This window comes from Vibrio sp. Vb1026, from assembly GCF_033338745.1.
Lineage (GTDB): Bacteria > Pseudomonadota > Gammaproteobacteria > Enterobacterales > Vibrionaceae > Vibrio > Vibrio alginolyticus.
In genome coordinates this window covers 1-13,535 of sequence record NZ_JAWOTH010000006.1, presented here as the reverse complement: position 1 = coordinate 13,535, position 13,535 = coordinate 1, and the positions used below count along the sequence as shown (strand labels likewise).

At 44.8% G+C, this 13,535-nt stretch carries 17 protein-coding genes; 8 read left to right on the top strand and 9 right to left on the bottom strand.

Annotated elements, in window-relative coordinates; all coding sequences use genetic code 11:
- Entirely contained in the window at positions 1-1,452 is a 1,452-nt protein-coding gene (locus tag R7E47_RS11330) for a tetratricopeptide repeat protein (RefSeq protein ID WP_005394337.1), read from the bottom strand.
- A 257-nt stretch (positions 1,453-1,709) separates the two neighbouring features.
- Here R7E47_RS11330 and R7E47_RS11325 point away from each other — a divergent pair, with 257 nt between their 5' ends.
- A complete protein-coding gene (locus R7E47_RS11325) occupies positions 1,710-1,946 on the top strand; it encodes a sulfurtransferase TusA family protein (RefSeq protein WP_005380414.1) in 237 nt (78 codons plus the stop codon).
- Position 1,947: 1 nt separating this feature from the next.
- Entirely contained in the window at positions 1,948-3,021 is a 1,074-nt protein-coding gene (locus R7E47_RS11320; protein ID WP_005389843.1) for an AI-2E family transporter, read from the top strand.
- Positions 3,022-3,098: 77 nt separating this feature from the next.
- Here the strand turns inward: R7E47_RS11320 and bcp are convergent, their stop codons facing one another.
- Positions 3,099-3,569 (bottom strand): thioredoxin-dependent thiol peroxidase, encoded by a 471-nt coding sequence (gene bcp, locus R7E47_RS11315; RefSeq protein ID WP_005380418.1) that lies wholly within the window; start codon positions 3,567-3,569, stop codon positions 3,099-3,101.
- Between the two features lie 16 nt (positions 3,570-3,585).
- On the bottom strand, positions 3,586-4,128 hold the full coding sequence (locus R7E47_RS11310) for a glycine cleavage system protein R (protein WP_005380420.1): 543 nt from the start codon (positions 4,126-4,128) through the stop codon (positions 3,586-3,588).
- Between the two features lie 475 nt (positions 4,129-4,603).
- Here R7E47_RS11310 and dapA point away from each other — a divergent pair, with 475 nt between their 5' ends.
- Both dapA and bamC read left to right on the top strand, forming a co-directional pair.
- Positions 4,604-5,482: a 4-hydroxy-tetrahydrodipicolinate synthase gene (gene dapA / locus R7E47_RS11305; protein WP_005380422.1), complete on the top strand. Its 879-nt coding sequence runs from the start codon at positions 4,604-4,606 to the stop codon at positions 5,480-5,482.
- 80 nt (positions 5,483-5,562) lie between these two features.
- Positions 5,563-6,582, top strand: a complete 1,020-nt coding sequence (gene bamC, locus R7E47_RS11300) for an outer membrane protein assembly factor BamC (RefSeq protein WP_005380424.1) — start codon at positions 5,563-5,565, stop codon at positions 6,580-6,582.
- A gap of 106 nt (positions 6,583-6,688) precedes the next feature.
- Here bamC and R7E47_RS11295 read toward each other — a convergent pair whose 3' ends face one another.
- Genes R7E47_RS11295 through R7E47_RS11280 form a run of 4 tightly spaced genes read right to left on the bottom strand, consistent with a single transcriptional unit; the run spans position 6,689 to position 9,107 of the window.
- Entirely contained in the window at positions 6,689-6,892 is a 204-nt protein-coding gene (locus R7E47_RS11295; protein ID WP_005380425.1) for a DUF2897 family protein, read from the bottom strand.
- A complete protein-coding gene (locus R7E47_RS11290) occupies positions 6,889-7,587 on the bottom strand; it encodes a M15 family metallopeptidase (RefSeq protein ID WP_025768261.1) in 699 nt (232 codons plus the stop codon). The genes R7E47_RS11295 and R7E47_RS11290 overlap by 4 nt, the downstream gene beginning before the upstream one ends.
- A 14-nt stretch (positions 7,588-7,601) precedes the next feature.
- The gene (gene dapE / locus R7E47_RS11285) at positions 7,602-8,738 is read right to left on the bottom strand and encodes a succinyl-diaminopimelate desuccinylase (protein WP_005380429.1); all 1,137 of its coding nucleotides are present in this window, start codon (positions 8,736-8,738) and stop codon (positions 7,602-7,604) included.
- A gap of 18 nt (positions 8,739-8,756) precedes the next feature.
- Positions 8,757-9,107 (bottom strand): ArsC family reductase, encoded by a 351-nt coding sequence (locus R7E47_RS11280; RefSeq protein ID WP_005380431.1) that lies wholly within the window; start codon positions 9,105-9,107, stop codon positions 8,757-8,759.
- 291 nt (positions 9,108-9,398) lie between these two features.
- On the opposite strand from R7E47_RS11280, the gene R7E47_RS11275 reads away from it, so the two are divergent.
- Complete coding sequence (locus tag R7E47_RS11275; protein WP_033907100.1) at positions 9,399-9,686, top strand: helix-turn-helix domain-containing protein; 288 nt, start codon at positions 9,399-9,401, stop codon at positions 9,684-9,686.
- A 34-nt stretch (positions 9,687-9,720) separates the two neighbouring features.
- Here R7E47_RS11275 and R7E47_RS11270 read toward each other — a convergent pair whose 3' ends face one another.
- Together R7E47_RS11270 and R7E47_RS11265 are read right to left on the bottom strand one after the other, a co-directional pair.
- Entirely contained in the window at positions 9,721-10,053 is a 333-nt protein-coding gene (locus R7E47_RS11270) for a DUF4156 domain-containing protein (protein ID WP_005380435.1), read from the bottom strand.
- A gap of 3 nt (positions 10,054-10,056) precedes the next feature.
- Positions 10,057-10,410 (bottom strand): DUF2956 domain-containing protein, encoded by a 354-nt coding sequence (locus R7E47_RS11265; protein ID WP_005380437.1) that lies wholly within the window; start codon positions 10,408-10,410, stop codon positions 10,057-10,059.
- 144 nt (positions 10,411-10,554) lie between these two features.
- Between R7E47_RS11265 and R7E47_RS11260 the strand changes: the two genes are divergently transcribed.
- From R7E47_RS11260 to R7E47_RS11250, 3 genes are all read left to right on the top strand, one after another.
- Positions 10,555-11,040 carry a DUF2919 domain-containing protein gene (locus R7E47_RS11260; protein WP_054702723.1) on the top strand — a complete coding sequence of 162 codons (486 nt, stop codon included), beginning with the start codon at positions 10,555-10,557 and terminating at the stop codon, positions 11,038-11,040.
- A gap of 46 nt (positions 11,041-11,086) precedes the next feature.
- The gene (locus R7E47_RS11255; RefSeq protein WP_005380441.1) at positions 11,087-11,989 is read left to right on the top strand and encodes a Dyp-type peroxidase; all 903 of its coding nucleotides are present in this window, start codon (positions 11,087-11,089) and stop codon (positions 11,987-11,989) included.
- Between the two features lie 142 nt (positions 11,990-12,131).
- A complete protein-coding gene (locus R7E47_RS11250) occupies positions 12,132-13,271 on the top strand; it encodes a flagellin (RefSeq protein ID WP_005380443.1) in 1,140 nt (379 codons plus the stop codon).
- The last annotated feature ends 264 nt before the right edge of the window (positions 13,272-13,535 follow it).

The following is a 13,535-nucleotide window of genomic DNA, read 5'->3' as shown; positions in this document are numbered from 1 at the left end:
TTATTGTAATGCCATGAATCGATCTCTTTGGATCATGAGTTGGTCGATACGGGCATCGTATCGTGCTTGCTCTAAGCTGCCCAACTTGGCCATTTTACTTGCTTCACTATAATATTGAATCGCTTTATTCCAATTTGCTCGCAATGCCAAAATTTCTGCTCGAGCAGCCAACTCTTCATCGCTACGCCCCAGCGCGTGGTAGCTCTTCGATATTAGGTGCCAGCCATTTGTATCTTCAGGATAGTCATGAGTGTATCTTTGAAGAACTCGCGTGGCTTGATCGTTTTTATTGTCCTCAAGTAGCGCATTGGCGTAGTTAATGGTCAATACTTTATTTTGAGGGTTACGAGATAACGCTTTGCGGAGCATCTCGGTTGCTTTTTCTGGCTGCTTCTTCTCGATGTATAAATCCGTCATAGCGTCCAAGTAAAACGGGTTACTTGGGTCTTGTTCCAGTAACTTTTTCAAAATTGGTTCCGCTTGAGATAAGCGTTTATTGTCTAAATGCACGAGAGCTCGACCATAATCAAAAGCAGGTGTAATGTCCGCAGAGGCTTTCTTTTGGGTTCTCTCAAACCAGCTCAGGGCGGCTTGTCCATCAATGCCAGCGTAACGAGCCACAATGCGCGCGCGAGCTAGATGATAGTCTATTGAAGGCACAACACGCATTGGAGGATAGGTTCTTGCTCGCGCACGGCTATCGGTAATTCGATCTTCAGGCAAAGGGTGAGTCAGGAGCATTGGTGGCGGTTTACTCGCATAACGATACTCATCAGCAAGACGGCCAAAAAACCTTGGCATTGCTTGAACATCAAAGCCGGCTTTTGCTAGTGTCGAAATACCAAAGCGATCCGCTTCTTTTTCGTTTGCACGAGTGTAGTTGATTTGACTTTGCATGTTGCCCGCGGTTGCTGCTGTAATTGCAGCCATCCCCGCTTCGGGTGAGGCAATTGAAAGTAGTAGTGCCCCCGCAAGTGCGGCTAATGTGGCCGGAGAGCGACGCGCTTGTTCTTCCATACTCCGAGCAAGGTGACGTTGTGTGACGTGCGCTATCTCGTGAGCGACAACAGAGGCCAGCTCACTTTCTGAACGAGCATGAAGAAACAACCCAGAATGCAGCGCTACATAGCCACCAAAAAACGCGAATGCGTTGATATTACGGTCGCGAATCATAAAGAAGTGGAACGGCGTTTTTACATCATTCGCATTGGCCACTAATTTGTGCCCAAGAGAGTCAATATATTCATTGATGACAGGGTCATTAACGATAGGTTTACTGGCTCTGAGCATACGCATATAGGCGTCGCCATAAATCAACTCTTGGTCTATTGAAAGCGTGCCACCAGCAGCTGTGCCAATGTCTGGCAAGTCAATGCTATTGGCATAAGTTGTCGGCGAACTGATGGCAGCAGCAAGACATAAGCAAACTAGCGAGCGAGTGCGTTTTAACATACGTTTACAAGGTTCTCCAAAATACATAAGCATGTGGTTACAGGTCGAGAGCCTATTAACAGCGCCACATACGTTTTGGTTATCCGTGAGGATATAAGCTAACAGTAAGACCGGAAATAAATGAATTGGTTTCGTAAATTATTTTATATCCGAGCTATTTCAGCATGTGGTTAAATCATGTCAGAAGTGCTAGCACCAGCTCAAAAAGCCGTTACAATACAACCCTATCATAAGTGCAGAGCAATACAATGGAATCCATGTTACTTGATTTGCGTGAGCAACGTTGTCCTATGGCACTGTTACTTGCAAAGCGTCATGCTGCTGAGGTCTTTCAAGGAGAAGCAAAGCAGTATCATCAACTTGTCATTCAAGTGGTGGACAACAGCTCTAAACGAGACATTGTGAACTATCTTAGTGCCCAAGGGTACTCGGTTGATTGCCAATCTACATCAGAGCACTACACATTGACTGTCTTCAATAAGGAATCCGCATAAGATGTTTGAAATGGTTAGTCGTTGGTATAAACGACGTTTCTCTGACCCTCACGCAGTAAGTCTCGTCGCGATCTTGCTGTTTGGCTTTATCACCATTTACTTCTTTGGACACTTGATTGCGCCATTACTTGTCGCGATCGTTTTGGCTTATCTACTTGAATGGCCAGTTGTCAAAATGTGTCGTATGGGCGTGCCGCGCACTTTGTCGGTTATTATCGTGATCTTGGTCTTTGTCGGGTTAATGTTAATTGCGTTGTTTGGCTTGGTTCCGACGATTTGGACTCAGGTCGGTAATCTAATTAACGATATTCCGAACATGTACAACGGGCTACAAAAGTTTATTGTCACATTGCCAGAGCGCCATCCTGAACTAGCCAATTTAGAAATAGTAGAAACCGTGGTGACGAACGCCAAAAACCAAGCACTGGGGCTGGGTGAAAGTGTCGTCAAAGGGTCGCTTGCTTCATTAGTTAGCATTGCAACGCTAGCGGTATATTTGATCTTAGTGCCACTCCTTATCTTCTTTTTGCTTAAAGACAAAGAAGAAATGCTGCGAATCGCAAGCGGTATTCTGCCGAAAAACCGTAAATTGGCGAATAAAGTTTGGCATGAAATGAACGAGCAGATATCAAATTACATTCGCGGTAAAGTGTTAGAGATTTTAATCGTGGGCGGTGTGAGCTACGTGACTTTTGCCCTTTTAGATCTTCGTTACTCGGCGTTGCTTGCCGTAGCTGTTGGTCTGTCGGTTTTGATTCCTTATATCGGTGCGGCGGCTGTTACTGTACCTGTTGCTATCGTTGGTTTGTTCCAATGGGGTTTAACGCCTCCGTTTTATTGGTTGTTGCTTGCTTACGGTATTATCCAGGCGCTGGATGGTAATGTGTTGGTTCCTGTTCTGTTTTCCGAGGCAGTAAACTTACACCCAGTTGCTATCATTGTGGCTGTATTAGTCTTTGGTGGGCTGTGGGGTTTTTGGGGGGTGTTCTTCGCCATTCCTTTAGCGACATTAGTCAAAGCCGTATGGCATGCATTACCAAGCACGGAAGAAAACGAACCTGTCGAACAAGAGTAGTTGTTACCAAAGGTACGATGGTTAAAAGAAAGCCCAGCAGTTTGCTGGGCTTTTTGTTTGTAGAAAAACAATAGCGTTTAAGCGTTTTCGTTTAAGTAGTTTAATACGACTTCGTGGTGATCTTTGGTTTTGAACTTGTTGAACACATGTTCGATCACGCCTTCTTCATTGATCAGAAAGCTAATGCGGTGAAGACCGTCGTATACTTTGCCCATGAATTTCTTTTCGCCCCAAACGCCGAACTGGTCAGCAACGGCATGGTCTTCATCAGAAAGCAGAGTGAAGTTTAAATCATCGCGCTCGATGAACTTGCCTAGGCGCTTTACAGGGTCGATGCTTACGCCGAGTACCACCACGTTATGTGCATCGAGTTCAGCTTTGATGTCACGAAGGCCTTTTGCTTGTGTAGTACAACCCGGCGTCATCGCCTTAGGGTAAAAGTAGAAAAGTACTTTCTTGCCTTTAAAGTCTTCAAGAGAAACGGTATTTCCGTCTTGGTCGAGCAAAGAGAAGGCTGGCGCTGGCGAGCCTGCTGTCAGCGTATTCATTTTGATTTCCTTTACTTTATAGTGTGTTTTTAATGAAATTCAGAGAACCTTGTACGTTGAGCGACTTACAAAGTTCATCGAAGTCTTCTTGTAACTGCATCAAATTAAAATCCGCGCTTACAGATGCAGTAATCGCAATGTGAAACTGGTCAGAATCGAGTTGAATTTTCGACTTGCTGATGGTTTGCGCGCTAAGAGAGTCTAAACCAATCTGCTGATCAGCGAAGAACTTAGTAAATTTTTCAGTTAACCCAGGGCGGTCTTCAGACTCAATAAACACTTCCATGGTGTAGCTGTTATCGAGCAGTTCGTGCGCCGCTGTGCGTTTCATGATCGTAATAAGGTCATGTTCTTGGCCAAGCAGGGGCAATTGCGTTTCAACTCGAGTCACGCTGCTGGCGTTCCCAGTCAGGAGCATGATCAGCGTAAATTCGCTGCCAAAGATCGCGATACGGCTATCGACTATGTTACAACCAGCTTGAGTAACGAGCTGTACGACTTGGTTACAAATGCCTGGACGGTCCGTTCCAACTGCTGTAAGTACCAGATGTTGCTTCATAAATGAGCTTCTTGTCCTTTCTTCAATAGAGAGATGTTAGCACAGATATTGCGAAGAAATATCGAGCCAGTTCTTTTTTAGTCTATAAAAAGCAGGAGGATGTTGAGGGGAGCGGTGGGAAATAAACAGTAAATGCAGGCTACAGGATAAACAAAACGTTTGCATGATGTGCTTGCCTATTGTCTGGCCGTTTTATTCACTTAGATCTGACTTGGCTAACAAGACCAAAGAGTATATTTTCCTTGCTTGTGCTCTTCAGTATTTTCCAAATCACTGATAGATTCTAAAGTCACTCGAAAGCCCAACACGATTATCAATATTGCCGTTAATCAAACCAAATAGAGCAATTAAGTTGCTAGACCTCTAACAACTGGTAATTATTCATTCATTTGTACTTTGTAAGCGAGTTTACGCTCTTGTGTTTTTCAATCGCATTACAGTACCATGCAGAAAGAGTTAAATGAGGGAGATAAACATGTTTTCAGGAAGTATCGTAGCGCTGATTACGCCATTCAAAGCAGATGGCGAAGTAGACTTTGATGGTCTGCAAAAGCTAGTAGAGTACCACGTTGAAGCGGGTACAGACGGTATTGTGGCAGTAGGCACAACAGGTGAGTCAGCGACACTGACCATTGAAGAGCATGTAAAGGTCGTTAATAAAACTGTTGAGTTTGCCGACGGTCGCATCCCTGTGATTGCTGGCACGGGTGCAAATGCAACCCATGAGGCAGTAACATTTAGCAAATTACTGGCTGATTCTGGTATTGCTGGCTTCCTGAGTGTGACACCGTATTACAACAAACCAACTCAAGAGGGTTTGTTTTTACATTACAAGGCAATTGCCGAAGCGAGTGATGTGCCTCTAATTTTGTACAACGTACCAGGCCGTACTGCTGTTGATATGCAGCCAGAAACAGTGGCACGCTTGTCAAAGCTTGATAATATCGTAGCTCTAAAAGATGCAACGGGCGATTTGGAACGAATTGCAATTCATCGTGAACTTTGTGGCGAAGATTTTATCTTACTAAGTGGCGATGATGCGACAGGGCTGGATTTTGTGAAACTTGGCGGCAATGGTGTTATCTCGGTAACGAACAATATTGCAGCTAAAGACATGGCAGACATGTTCCATTTGGCAAGTGAAGGTAAGTACGAAGAAGCAGAAGCGATTAACCAACGCTTGATGACTCTACATAAAAACCTTTTCATCGAAGCAAGCCCTATCCCAGTAAAATGGGCAGCGCAAAAGCTTGGTTTGATTGAAGAAGGTGGTTTGCGTCTTCCTTTAACTACGCTTTCTGAAAAATCGCAGCCGATCGTCGAGCAGGCGCTAACAGACGCCCATATTTATTAAGATTGAGCTATTAAGATTGAGTTACTAGGATTGAAGTTCATACTGGGGGCCAAAGCGCCCTCGGTGTTTTAGGAGTATAGATGAAGCTTTCAAGCCAGTTAGTGTTAAGTTCATTAGCTGTATTCGTATTGACTGCCTGTTCAGGTGGTGCCAATCAACGTCGTCAAGCAAAAGATGACTTCGAGTATTTGAACTCCCCAAATTTGGGTGAGTGGAATGTCCCACAGGGTGCACAGCCTCAGTTTTACCCTAACTACGAGATCCCTCAGGGTAACTACGCTGGTGGTGTAGGTAAAGATGTCGACATTCGTCCACCTCAACAAGTCCTAGAGCTTATTCCCGGTGCACGTTTGGACCGCAGTAGTGATGGTGAAGTGACACTTTGGCTACTTCGTAAAGATGAACTAGATAAAGTTTGGCAAACGGTGCAAAACATGGTCGCGGCTAACGAGATTCCAGTTGAAAGCCAAACAGACTCTCGCATCGAGACAGGATGGGTGACTTGGGATTCGCCAGATGAAGAGCTAGAAATTGGCAGCCGATATGAAATCGTACGCGCTGAAGCAAATGGTCGACACGGCTTTAAGGTGAGCCTTATTGACTGGCGTGAAGGCAATCAAGTGAAAGAAGTAACGGCGACCAACCGTGAGCGCTACAATGTGTTCATGACGAACTTGGTCACCGCTCGCTACGATCAAGAAGTGCGTGAAGAAGCACAGCGTAAAGCGCAAGAGTTGGTTAAACAGATCCCAATCACAATGGGTAAAGACCGCAGCGGACTTCCTGTGATTATCGCGCGTGCGCAATACAACATGCTTTGGCAACGTCTGCCTAATATTCTACCTAAGATGGGCTTTAAGATTGAAGAGCGTAGCCAGTCTCAGGGCACAATCACTGCGAAATATGCATCTCCGGATGATGAATTCTGGAACGATATCGGCGTTAAACCAGTGGAGTTAGCCGCTGGTAAGTACACATTCTTACTTGGTGATTTAGGCAACCGTACGTCTATCAATATCACCGACTCCTCTGGCAAGCCAGTAGAAGAAGAGTTTTTGAAATCACTAGCGCCTGTATTGGCTGCAACAGTGAAGCAGTAAACAAAGCGAGCTTAACGCGGCGTGTTTACTTAATGATAGAAAAGGGACCTAGTGGTCCCTTTTTTGATGTTTAGATTAAATGTGTCGAGATGAAGCTGGTGAGTAACTAACGAGGCTCGTTTTTGTTTTTATCTTCTTCAGCGTAGCGCTGTTTATCCAATGTGTTCAGCTTATCTAAATCGTTCTTACGGCTTTTATCCATCTGACCAAACTTCATTTTTGCGGTATATTTGAGTGCGGCAATATTACCAATGACCACGCTCAACACTACAATAATAATGACCCAAGGATTGGTTAGTATTTCTATCATAGAGCCTCCGGCGGCGTGATATTGTGAATAAATTTGGCAACGACGTTATCCAAATTATTCAGTATGACGTCAATCCCTGCAATGTTGTCGGTCTGATTTTGTTTAATCAACTGGCTTCTGAGTACATCAAGCGTCAACTGCTCGAGGCATTGCTGCCCGACAGCGCGGTGACTAATGTGCCAAGGCTCAATCGAAACGCCACCTAAATCATGCTGATAAGGGAAGAAGAAACCGAACCGACCAAGGTTGGCTTTTAACCATTGGTAGAACGCTTGCTGGTGGCCTTCAAGATACTCCCAAGGTTCCAACTTGAGTTTGGTGTCAGCAGGCAATAAATTGCGCGCATAGACATCAAAATCACAACCCCAATGATGACGACTTCCTCCGGGCAATGCCGACCAGCGCAAAATGGCCATCAATTTCTCTTCGTCATTTAACTCTGCTTTATTCAAAGGGCGGGAGTTTATGTCGAGAATTGGCAACTCACCAGAAAACTTCCCGTTCCAGATGGCTTTTTGGCGATTAAAGTCACGAAAACCACTGGCGATTTCCATTTTGAAACCTGCTTCGGTTGCGGCATTAATCATCTTCAATAAGTCATTGACTACTTTAGGGTGAAGCATAAATGCCTTTTGCCCCACTAGTGTGGATTGAAGATGGGAATCAGTGATTCCGGTGAGTTGCTCTGGTGTCATTGTGTTCTCGCTGATTACTTCGCCAATAGGTGTTTCAACGTGTTTTCGTACATGTCCGTCAACTTTTCAAGATCGTCGACTTTCACACACTCGTTCACTTTATGAATCGTAGCGTTAACAGGGCCTAACTCTACGACTTGACCTCCCATTCGAGCAATAAAACGACCATCAGACGTACCGCCAGTTGTAAGTAGCGCTGGCTTCGTATCATTGACTTCGGCCACAGCAGCTACAACCGCGTCTAGCAGTGCGCCCGTATCGGTCAGGAATGGGTCTCCGTTGAATGTCCATTTTAGGTCGTAGTCCAGCTCATGCTTGTCCAATGTTTCGGTAACACGCTGAACAATTGCGTCATTGTTAAGCTCAGTACTAAAACGTAGGTTGAACTGAACATGGAACTCGCCAGGAATAACGTTAGACGCACCAGTGCCAGCCGATACATTCGGGATCTGGAAACTAGTCGGTGGGAAGTAATCATTCCCTTTGTCCCATTCTGTCGTCGCGAGTTCATGAATCGCGAGTAGAGACTCGTGCACTGGATTGCTGGCTAGGTGAGGGTAGGCCACGTGACCTTGTGTTCCTTTTACCGTTAAATCACCAGTGATGGATCCACGGCGTCCATTTTTCACTACATCGCCAACCACGTCGGTGCTGGATGGTTCACCAACAATACACATATCGATGTTCTCACCACGTTCCATCAACGTTTCTACAACGCGAACGGTACCATTGATAAATGGCCCTTCTTCATCTGACGTAATCAAAAAGCCAATTGAGCCTTTGTGGTCTGGGTTTTCTTCAATGAAGCGTTCGACAGCAACGACCATAGCAGCTAGCGACCCTTTCATGTCAGCTGCGCCGCGGCCATGCAAGTAACCATCAATAATGGTCGGTTCAAACGGATGTGTATTCCAGTGTTCCAATTTGCCAGCTGGTACCACATCGGTGTGGCCAGCAAACGCAAATAGCGGCGCTTCTGAACCACGTCGAGCCCAGAAGTTCGTGGTGTCTTCAAATACCATCACTTCAATTTCAAACCCGAGTGCTTTTAAGCGCTCGATCATCAAATCCTGACAACCTGCGTCTTCCGGCGTTACGGACTGTCTACTGATCAGATCTTTAGCAAGTGCCAATACTGGACTGTCTGTCATCCTTGAGTATTCCTTTATTTAAGAGTTGAAAATGCTAGCGTATTGATCAGCTTTAAAACCGATATGAAGTTGATCATTCACTTTTAAAATTGGGCGTTTAATCATCGCAGGGTTTTCTACCAAAAGAGCGATGGCGTTTTCCTCGTTAAGTGTGTCTTTCTGCTCTTGCGCTAATTGGCGGTAGGTTGTGCCACGTTTATTGAGCACCTGTTCCCAACCTAAAGCGCGACAAAATTCACTTACCATTTCTGCATCAATGCCTTGCTTACGGTAGTCATGGAAGTCGTAAGCAATATCCTCGGCTTCTAACCATTTCTTGGCTTTTTTGATCGTATCGCAGTTGGGAATACCAAACATGGTAATCGACATAGTGTTTCCTTTTTCTTTGTTCTATTTTTCACTGGCGCGGTTAAGACGCACTTAAGTGATTTGGGCTGTTAAAGCATCCTATCAAGAAGCAATCAAACTGACAAAATGCGGTGGAAAATATTTTCAGATAGATTGAGATAACTAATGTCACATAACTTATTTACGATGAATGCGCTATAAATCGAATAAAAATTCGTCTAAATCAAATGGAAAAGTCGAGTTATTGATCAAACGCAACACCTCGCTGAGCAAAAACGAAATAATGAATCAGCACAATTTTAGGAGGTGTCAATGGAATTGAGTCCTGTTTTTGCAAGGCGGCTATATTTGGCCTTGTTGGTGGAAAACCTAGAAAGGCCGAATGTGCCAAAGTTGATCGAAAAAACGGGGTGGCCTCGTCGTACTATTCAAGATGTACTCAAGGCGTTACCTGGGATCGGCATTGAACTCATATTCGTTCAAGATGGCCGACGTCATAATGACGGCTATTATCAACTTTCAGATTGGGGGCCTTTTGATAGCCAATGGGTTCTAGAGCGGGAGAGCGATATCGCTAGCAGTCTTGGATTTCGTGCATAAGCCAGCAATTGCTGGCTTTTTTCATATTCAGGCCTCATCCATTGCAGCGGTAGGCGGAACCCAGTACGCTAAATGAAGTGATAAAATCTTGTGGGGAAACCATAAAAACGGTGTCCGCATCGATAGCCGCTGCATTGTTTTTTAAATCGTTCATCGCGCCTTGCATCATCGCGTCATTAGTCATGAAAATGTAGTTATACCAATGGCCTTCACTTCCGGTGACTTCGCCTTTGTATTCGCATCGCTCAGGGTCGAATTGCGCGTCAATGCGAATATGAACATCTTGACTTTGAGCATGAGTAAGGTGAGAAGGCATCGTGCAACCCGTTAGAAGCACGACAAAAAGTCCAAGTAACAGGCGTTTCATTAGCTATTTCCCCAATACTATGTAAGCAGCAAAGCCAATCCAGCTCAGAACAAGTAGTGTCCAAGGCAGTTTGCTTGATGAATGGTTTGGCGCATCGTCGGTGATATTGTCTTGTTCGATAATCTCTTCATGCTGACGTTGTTTTTCACGTTGCTGTTTTTTCTTCGCTTTATCGGCTTGGCGGTTGCGCTCTTTTTGTTGTTTCTTATATTGCGCGATGCCTTTTTCGATACCTTGAGCGATGAGTTTGGTTTGCTCTTTGGTTTGCCCCGGTTTCTGCGTGGATTTGGCAATTCTCATCGCTTCGGCTTGAGTTTCTTGAGAAGGCACAGGGGTGGCAGGAGTTCTTTTTTTCATGTTTCTCATCAACGTCGCTGTAAATCTTTGTTTAGTTTACCTGTGTAAGGTGCTGAAATGAACTTCAGTTCTCATCTTTGTTGGCTTGCAACTCTGAAACGATAGGTTAAAGTGACGTTTTTATCACATAAAGAAGAAGATGTTGTGCGCTATTCGTTTGACCAATATGACGCCCATGGATTTTTAAAGGCGCCGATCATTTTATGGGTGGGATGGATGTTTCTTGTGCGTTCATGGGTGGTGTTTGCCATGGCTGGTGTAAGTCGTGATAGTGGCAGTAAGCTACTCGCTATTGTTTACCCATATTCAAGTACGTTGTATTTAGGTTTGGCGATGGGCATTCCAAGTTTGCTTCTTATGTGGTTAATGGGGCTTCGTCATCCCGACAGAGGATGGGTAAACAGAATTACTCGCTATGGTCGCGAGATCACTTTGATCTTGTGCGGTATTCAACTTGCTCAGACCATGTATCATGTGTACCTAGAACATGGAGTGTTTAATTGGGCAAACGCCCTTACCATTACCTTATTAGCTTGGTTTATGATCTATCTTCTAAATGGAAGATGGGTAAAAGACTGTTTTCAAGTGCCACAATTGGCGCACGATGAACAGCAGCATTCAAAGAATTAAAAACAATAACTTCCCACTCTGGGGCAAAGTAATAGAGGAAACCTCAATGTCACAAGCTCAAACGGCGATCGTGCCAGAAGCCGGGCCATTTGCACTGTACACTCAACTCAAAGTGAACCAAAACCGTGAAAACGTATTAGAAAAACTGAAAGCACTACCAAAGTTGGTGGAAGAGTTAAACATTACCCAGCCGGGTGCAGCGCTGACGCTTTCTATCGCATTCACAAAATCGTTTTGGGAACACCTTAATGTAGACGCGCCAGAAGAGCTTATTGATTTTACTCAACTTGGCGAAGGTGACATCGTTGCTCCAGCAACAGACGTAGATGTACTGATTCACTGTCACTCGACTCGTCACGACTTGCATTTTTACGTGTTGCGTAAGTTCCTAGAAGAGACGGCACAAGATGTCACCATTGTGGACGAAACATATGGGTACCGTTACCTTGATGCTCGTGATATGACAGACTTCATTGATGGCACAGAAAACCCGAAAGGGGAGGCTCGCGCTGATGTGGCTCTAGTAAAAGAGGGCCCATTTGCTGGAGGCAGTTATGTTATGGCTCAGCGCTTTGAACATAACCTTGCCGCTTGGAATCGATTGAATGTCAAAGCGCAAGAAAAAGTGATTGGTCGTACCAAGCTAGACTCTATCGAGCTAGAAGACGTTCCTGCTGCATCACACGTTGGTCGAGTTGATATCAAAGAAGAAGGTAAAGGTTTGAAGATTGTTCGCCACAGCTTACCATACGGGACGGTGACAGGGCCTCATGGCCTGCTGTTTATTTCTTACTGCAATACACTTCATAACATTAAAGTGATGCTAGAAAGTATGTACGGCGTGACAGATGGTAAAACAGACCAAATGCTTCGTTTCACAACAGCGGTAACTGGTGCGTACTTCTTCGCGCCTTCGCAAGAAATGCTCGCAGAGCTAGCCATCAAGTAAGTTGTCAGACTTTATTTCTTAAGCCCTCCAATGGAGGGCTTTTGTTTTCGATTTCTATTCCAATCTCTTTTCAAAAAACACTAAACTTTTCTGTTACTTGGTCGATAAGTACTCAAAGCCTTAATTTTAGGACTCTTTATTCGTGGCGATCACCGTTAATACCAATGTTGCAGCACTTGTCGCACAGCGTCACTTGACCAGTGCAACGGATATGCTGAATCAATCCATGGAGCGTTTGTCTTCAGGGAAGCGTATTAATAGCGCAAAGGATGACGCTGCGGGTCTGCAAATTTCCAACCGCTTGCAATCACAAATGCGTGGTTTAGATGTTGCGGTTCGCAACGCGAATGACGGCATTTCCATCATGCAAACTGCGGAAGGCGCGATGAATGAGGTGACCAATATCATGCAACGTATGCGTGATTTGTCGCTACAGTCAGCCAATGGTTCAAACAGCAAAGCGGAGCGCACTGCACTGCAAGAAGAAGTCTCTGCTTTAAATGATGAGTTAAGTCGTATTGCAGAAACCACATCTTTTGGTGGACGTAAATTGCTGAACGGCACATTCGGTACATCGTCTTTTCAAATCGGTGCAACGGCTGGTGAAGCGGTACAAATTGGCCTGCGGACCATGCAGCCGGAATCTTTAGGTAGCTTTTCAATGAGCTCATATCAAAGAGTCAGTTCAGATTGGACGGTTCAAAACGGAAATAATGAAATTGTTATCAGCTACCGTGATAACAATTTTGAAGAGCAGGAGATCCGTATTGAAGCTAAAGCTGGCGACGATATAGAAGAACTCGCGACTTACATTAACGGGCAGACCGATAAAGTGAAAGCGTCTGTTAATGAAGAGGGGCAACTGCAGTTACTCATGTCCCACAAGGACGCCATAAAATACCCTGGACCAACCTTCAGTGGTGGCCTGGCTGATGAGTTAGAACTTGGCAAGTATGTCACCGTAAATAGAACGGTAGATAGTATTGATATTAGCACGGTCGGTGGCGCTCAGATGGCGGTCGGCATTTTAGATGATGCTTTGAAAACGGTAGATGGCAGTCGTGCGGAGTTAGGCGCGTATCAAAACCGCTTTAATCACGCGATCAATAATCTCGATAACATCCACGAAAACTTAGCTGCTTCCAACAGTCGTATCCAAGACACTGACTACGCGAAAGAAACCACGCAAATGGTGAAGCAGCAGATTTTGCAGCAGGTCAGTACTTCTATTCTTGCACAAGCAAAACAAGCGCCCAACCTAGCATTAACTTTACTTGGCTGATGAACGGCCTTGCCCGAATTTAACGTAAAACCTGCCTGTATCGACAATTCGAAAAGAAGCTTTAGCGAAAAATGAAAGTTTTTTTGCTTTTTTATCCGCTTTGTCACGATTACCCCTCCAAACGAATTATTTTCAAAAAAATCCAAAATTTTCTCTAAAGAAAACAGGGCATGCGCCGTTAATAAAAGTAACTTTGAGAGAACTACTTGGTTTTCCGAGACGTCGGAAACCGCTACACCGGAAAATCAATTGGAGAAATCACCA

Bases quoted from the DNA above. Each gene is read 5' to 3' on its own strand.
- R7E47_RS11330 (WP_005394337.1), bottom strand. From the start codon at position 1,452: ATGTTAAAACGCACTCGCTCGCTAGTTTGCTTATGTCTTGCTGCTGCC.
- R7E47_RS11325 (WP_005380414.1), top strand. From the start codon at position 1,710: ATGTTACTTGATTTGCGTGAGCAACGTTGTCCTATGGCACTGTTACTT.
- R7E47_RS11320 (WP_005389843.1), top strand. From the start codon at position 1,948: ATGTTTGAAATGGTTAGTCGTTGGTATAAACGACGTTTCTCTGACCCT.
- bcp (WP_005380418.1), bottom strand. From the start codon at position 3,569: ATGAATACGCTGACAGCAGGCTCGCCAGCGCCAGCCTTCTCTTTGCTC.
- R7E47_RS11310 (WP_005380420.1), bottom strand. From the start codon at position 4,128: ATGAAGCAACATCTGGTACTTACAGCAGTTGGAACGGACCGTCCAGGC.
- dapA (WP_005380422.1), top strand. From the start codon at position 4,604: ATGTTTTCAGGAAGTATCGTAGCGCTGATTACGCCATTCAAAGCAGAT.
- bamC (WP_005380424.1), top strand. From the start codon at position 5,563: ATGAAGCTTTCAAGCCAGTTAGTGTTAAGTTCATTAGCTGTATTCGTA.
- R7E47_RS11295 (WP_005380425.1), bottom strand. From the start codon at position 6,892: ATGATAGAAATACTAACCAATCCTTGGGTCATTATTATTGTAGTGTTG.
- R7E47_RS11290 (WP_025768261.1), bottom strand. From the start codon at position 7,587: ATGACACCAGAGCAACTCACCGGAATCACTGATTCCCATCTTCAATCC.
- dapE (WP_005380429.1), bottom strand. From the start codon at position 8,738: ATGACAGACAGTCCAGTATTGGCACTTGCTAAAGATCTGATCAGTAGA.
- R7E47_RS11280 (WP_005380431.1), bottom strand. From the start codon at position 9,107: ATGTCGATTACCATGTTTGGTATTCCCAACTGCGATACGATCAAAAAA.
- R7E47_RS11275 (WP_033907100.1), top strand. From the start codon at position 9,399: ATGGAATTGAGTCCTGTTTTTGCAAGGCGGCTATATTTGGCCTTGTTG.
- R7E47_RS11270 (WP_005380435.1), bottom strand. From the start codon at position 10,053: ATGAAACGCCTGTTACTTGGACTTTTTGTCGTGCTTCTAACGGGTTGC.
- R7E47_RS11265 (WP_005380437.1), bottom strand. From the start codon at position 10,410: ATGAAAAAAAGAACTCCTGCCACCCCTGTGCCTTCTCAAGAAACTCAA.
- R7E47_RS11255 (WP_005380441.1), top strand. From the start codon at position 11,087: ATGTCACAAGCTCAAACGGCGATCGTGCCAGAAGCCGGGCCATTTGCA.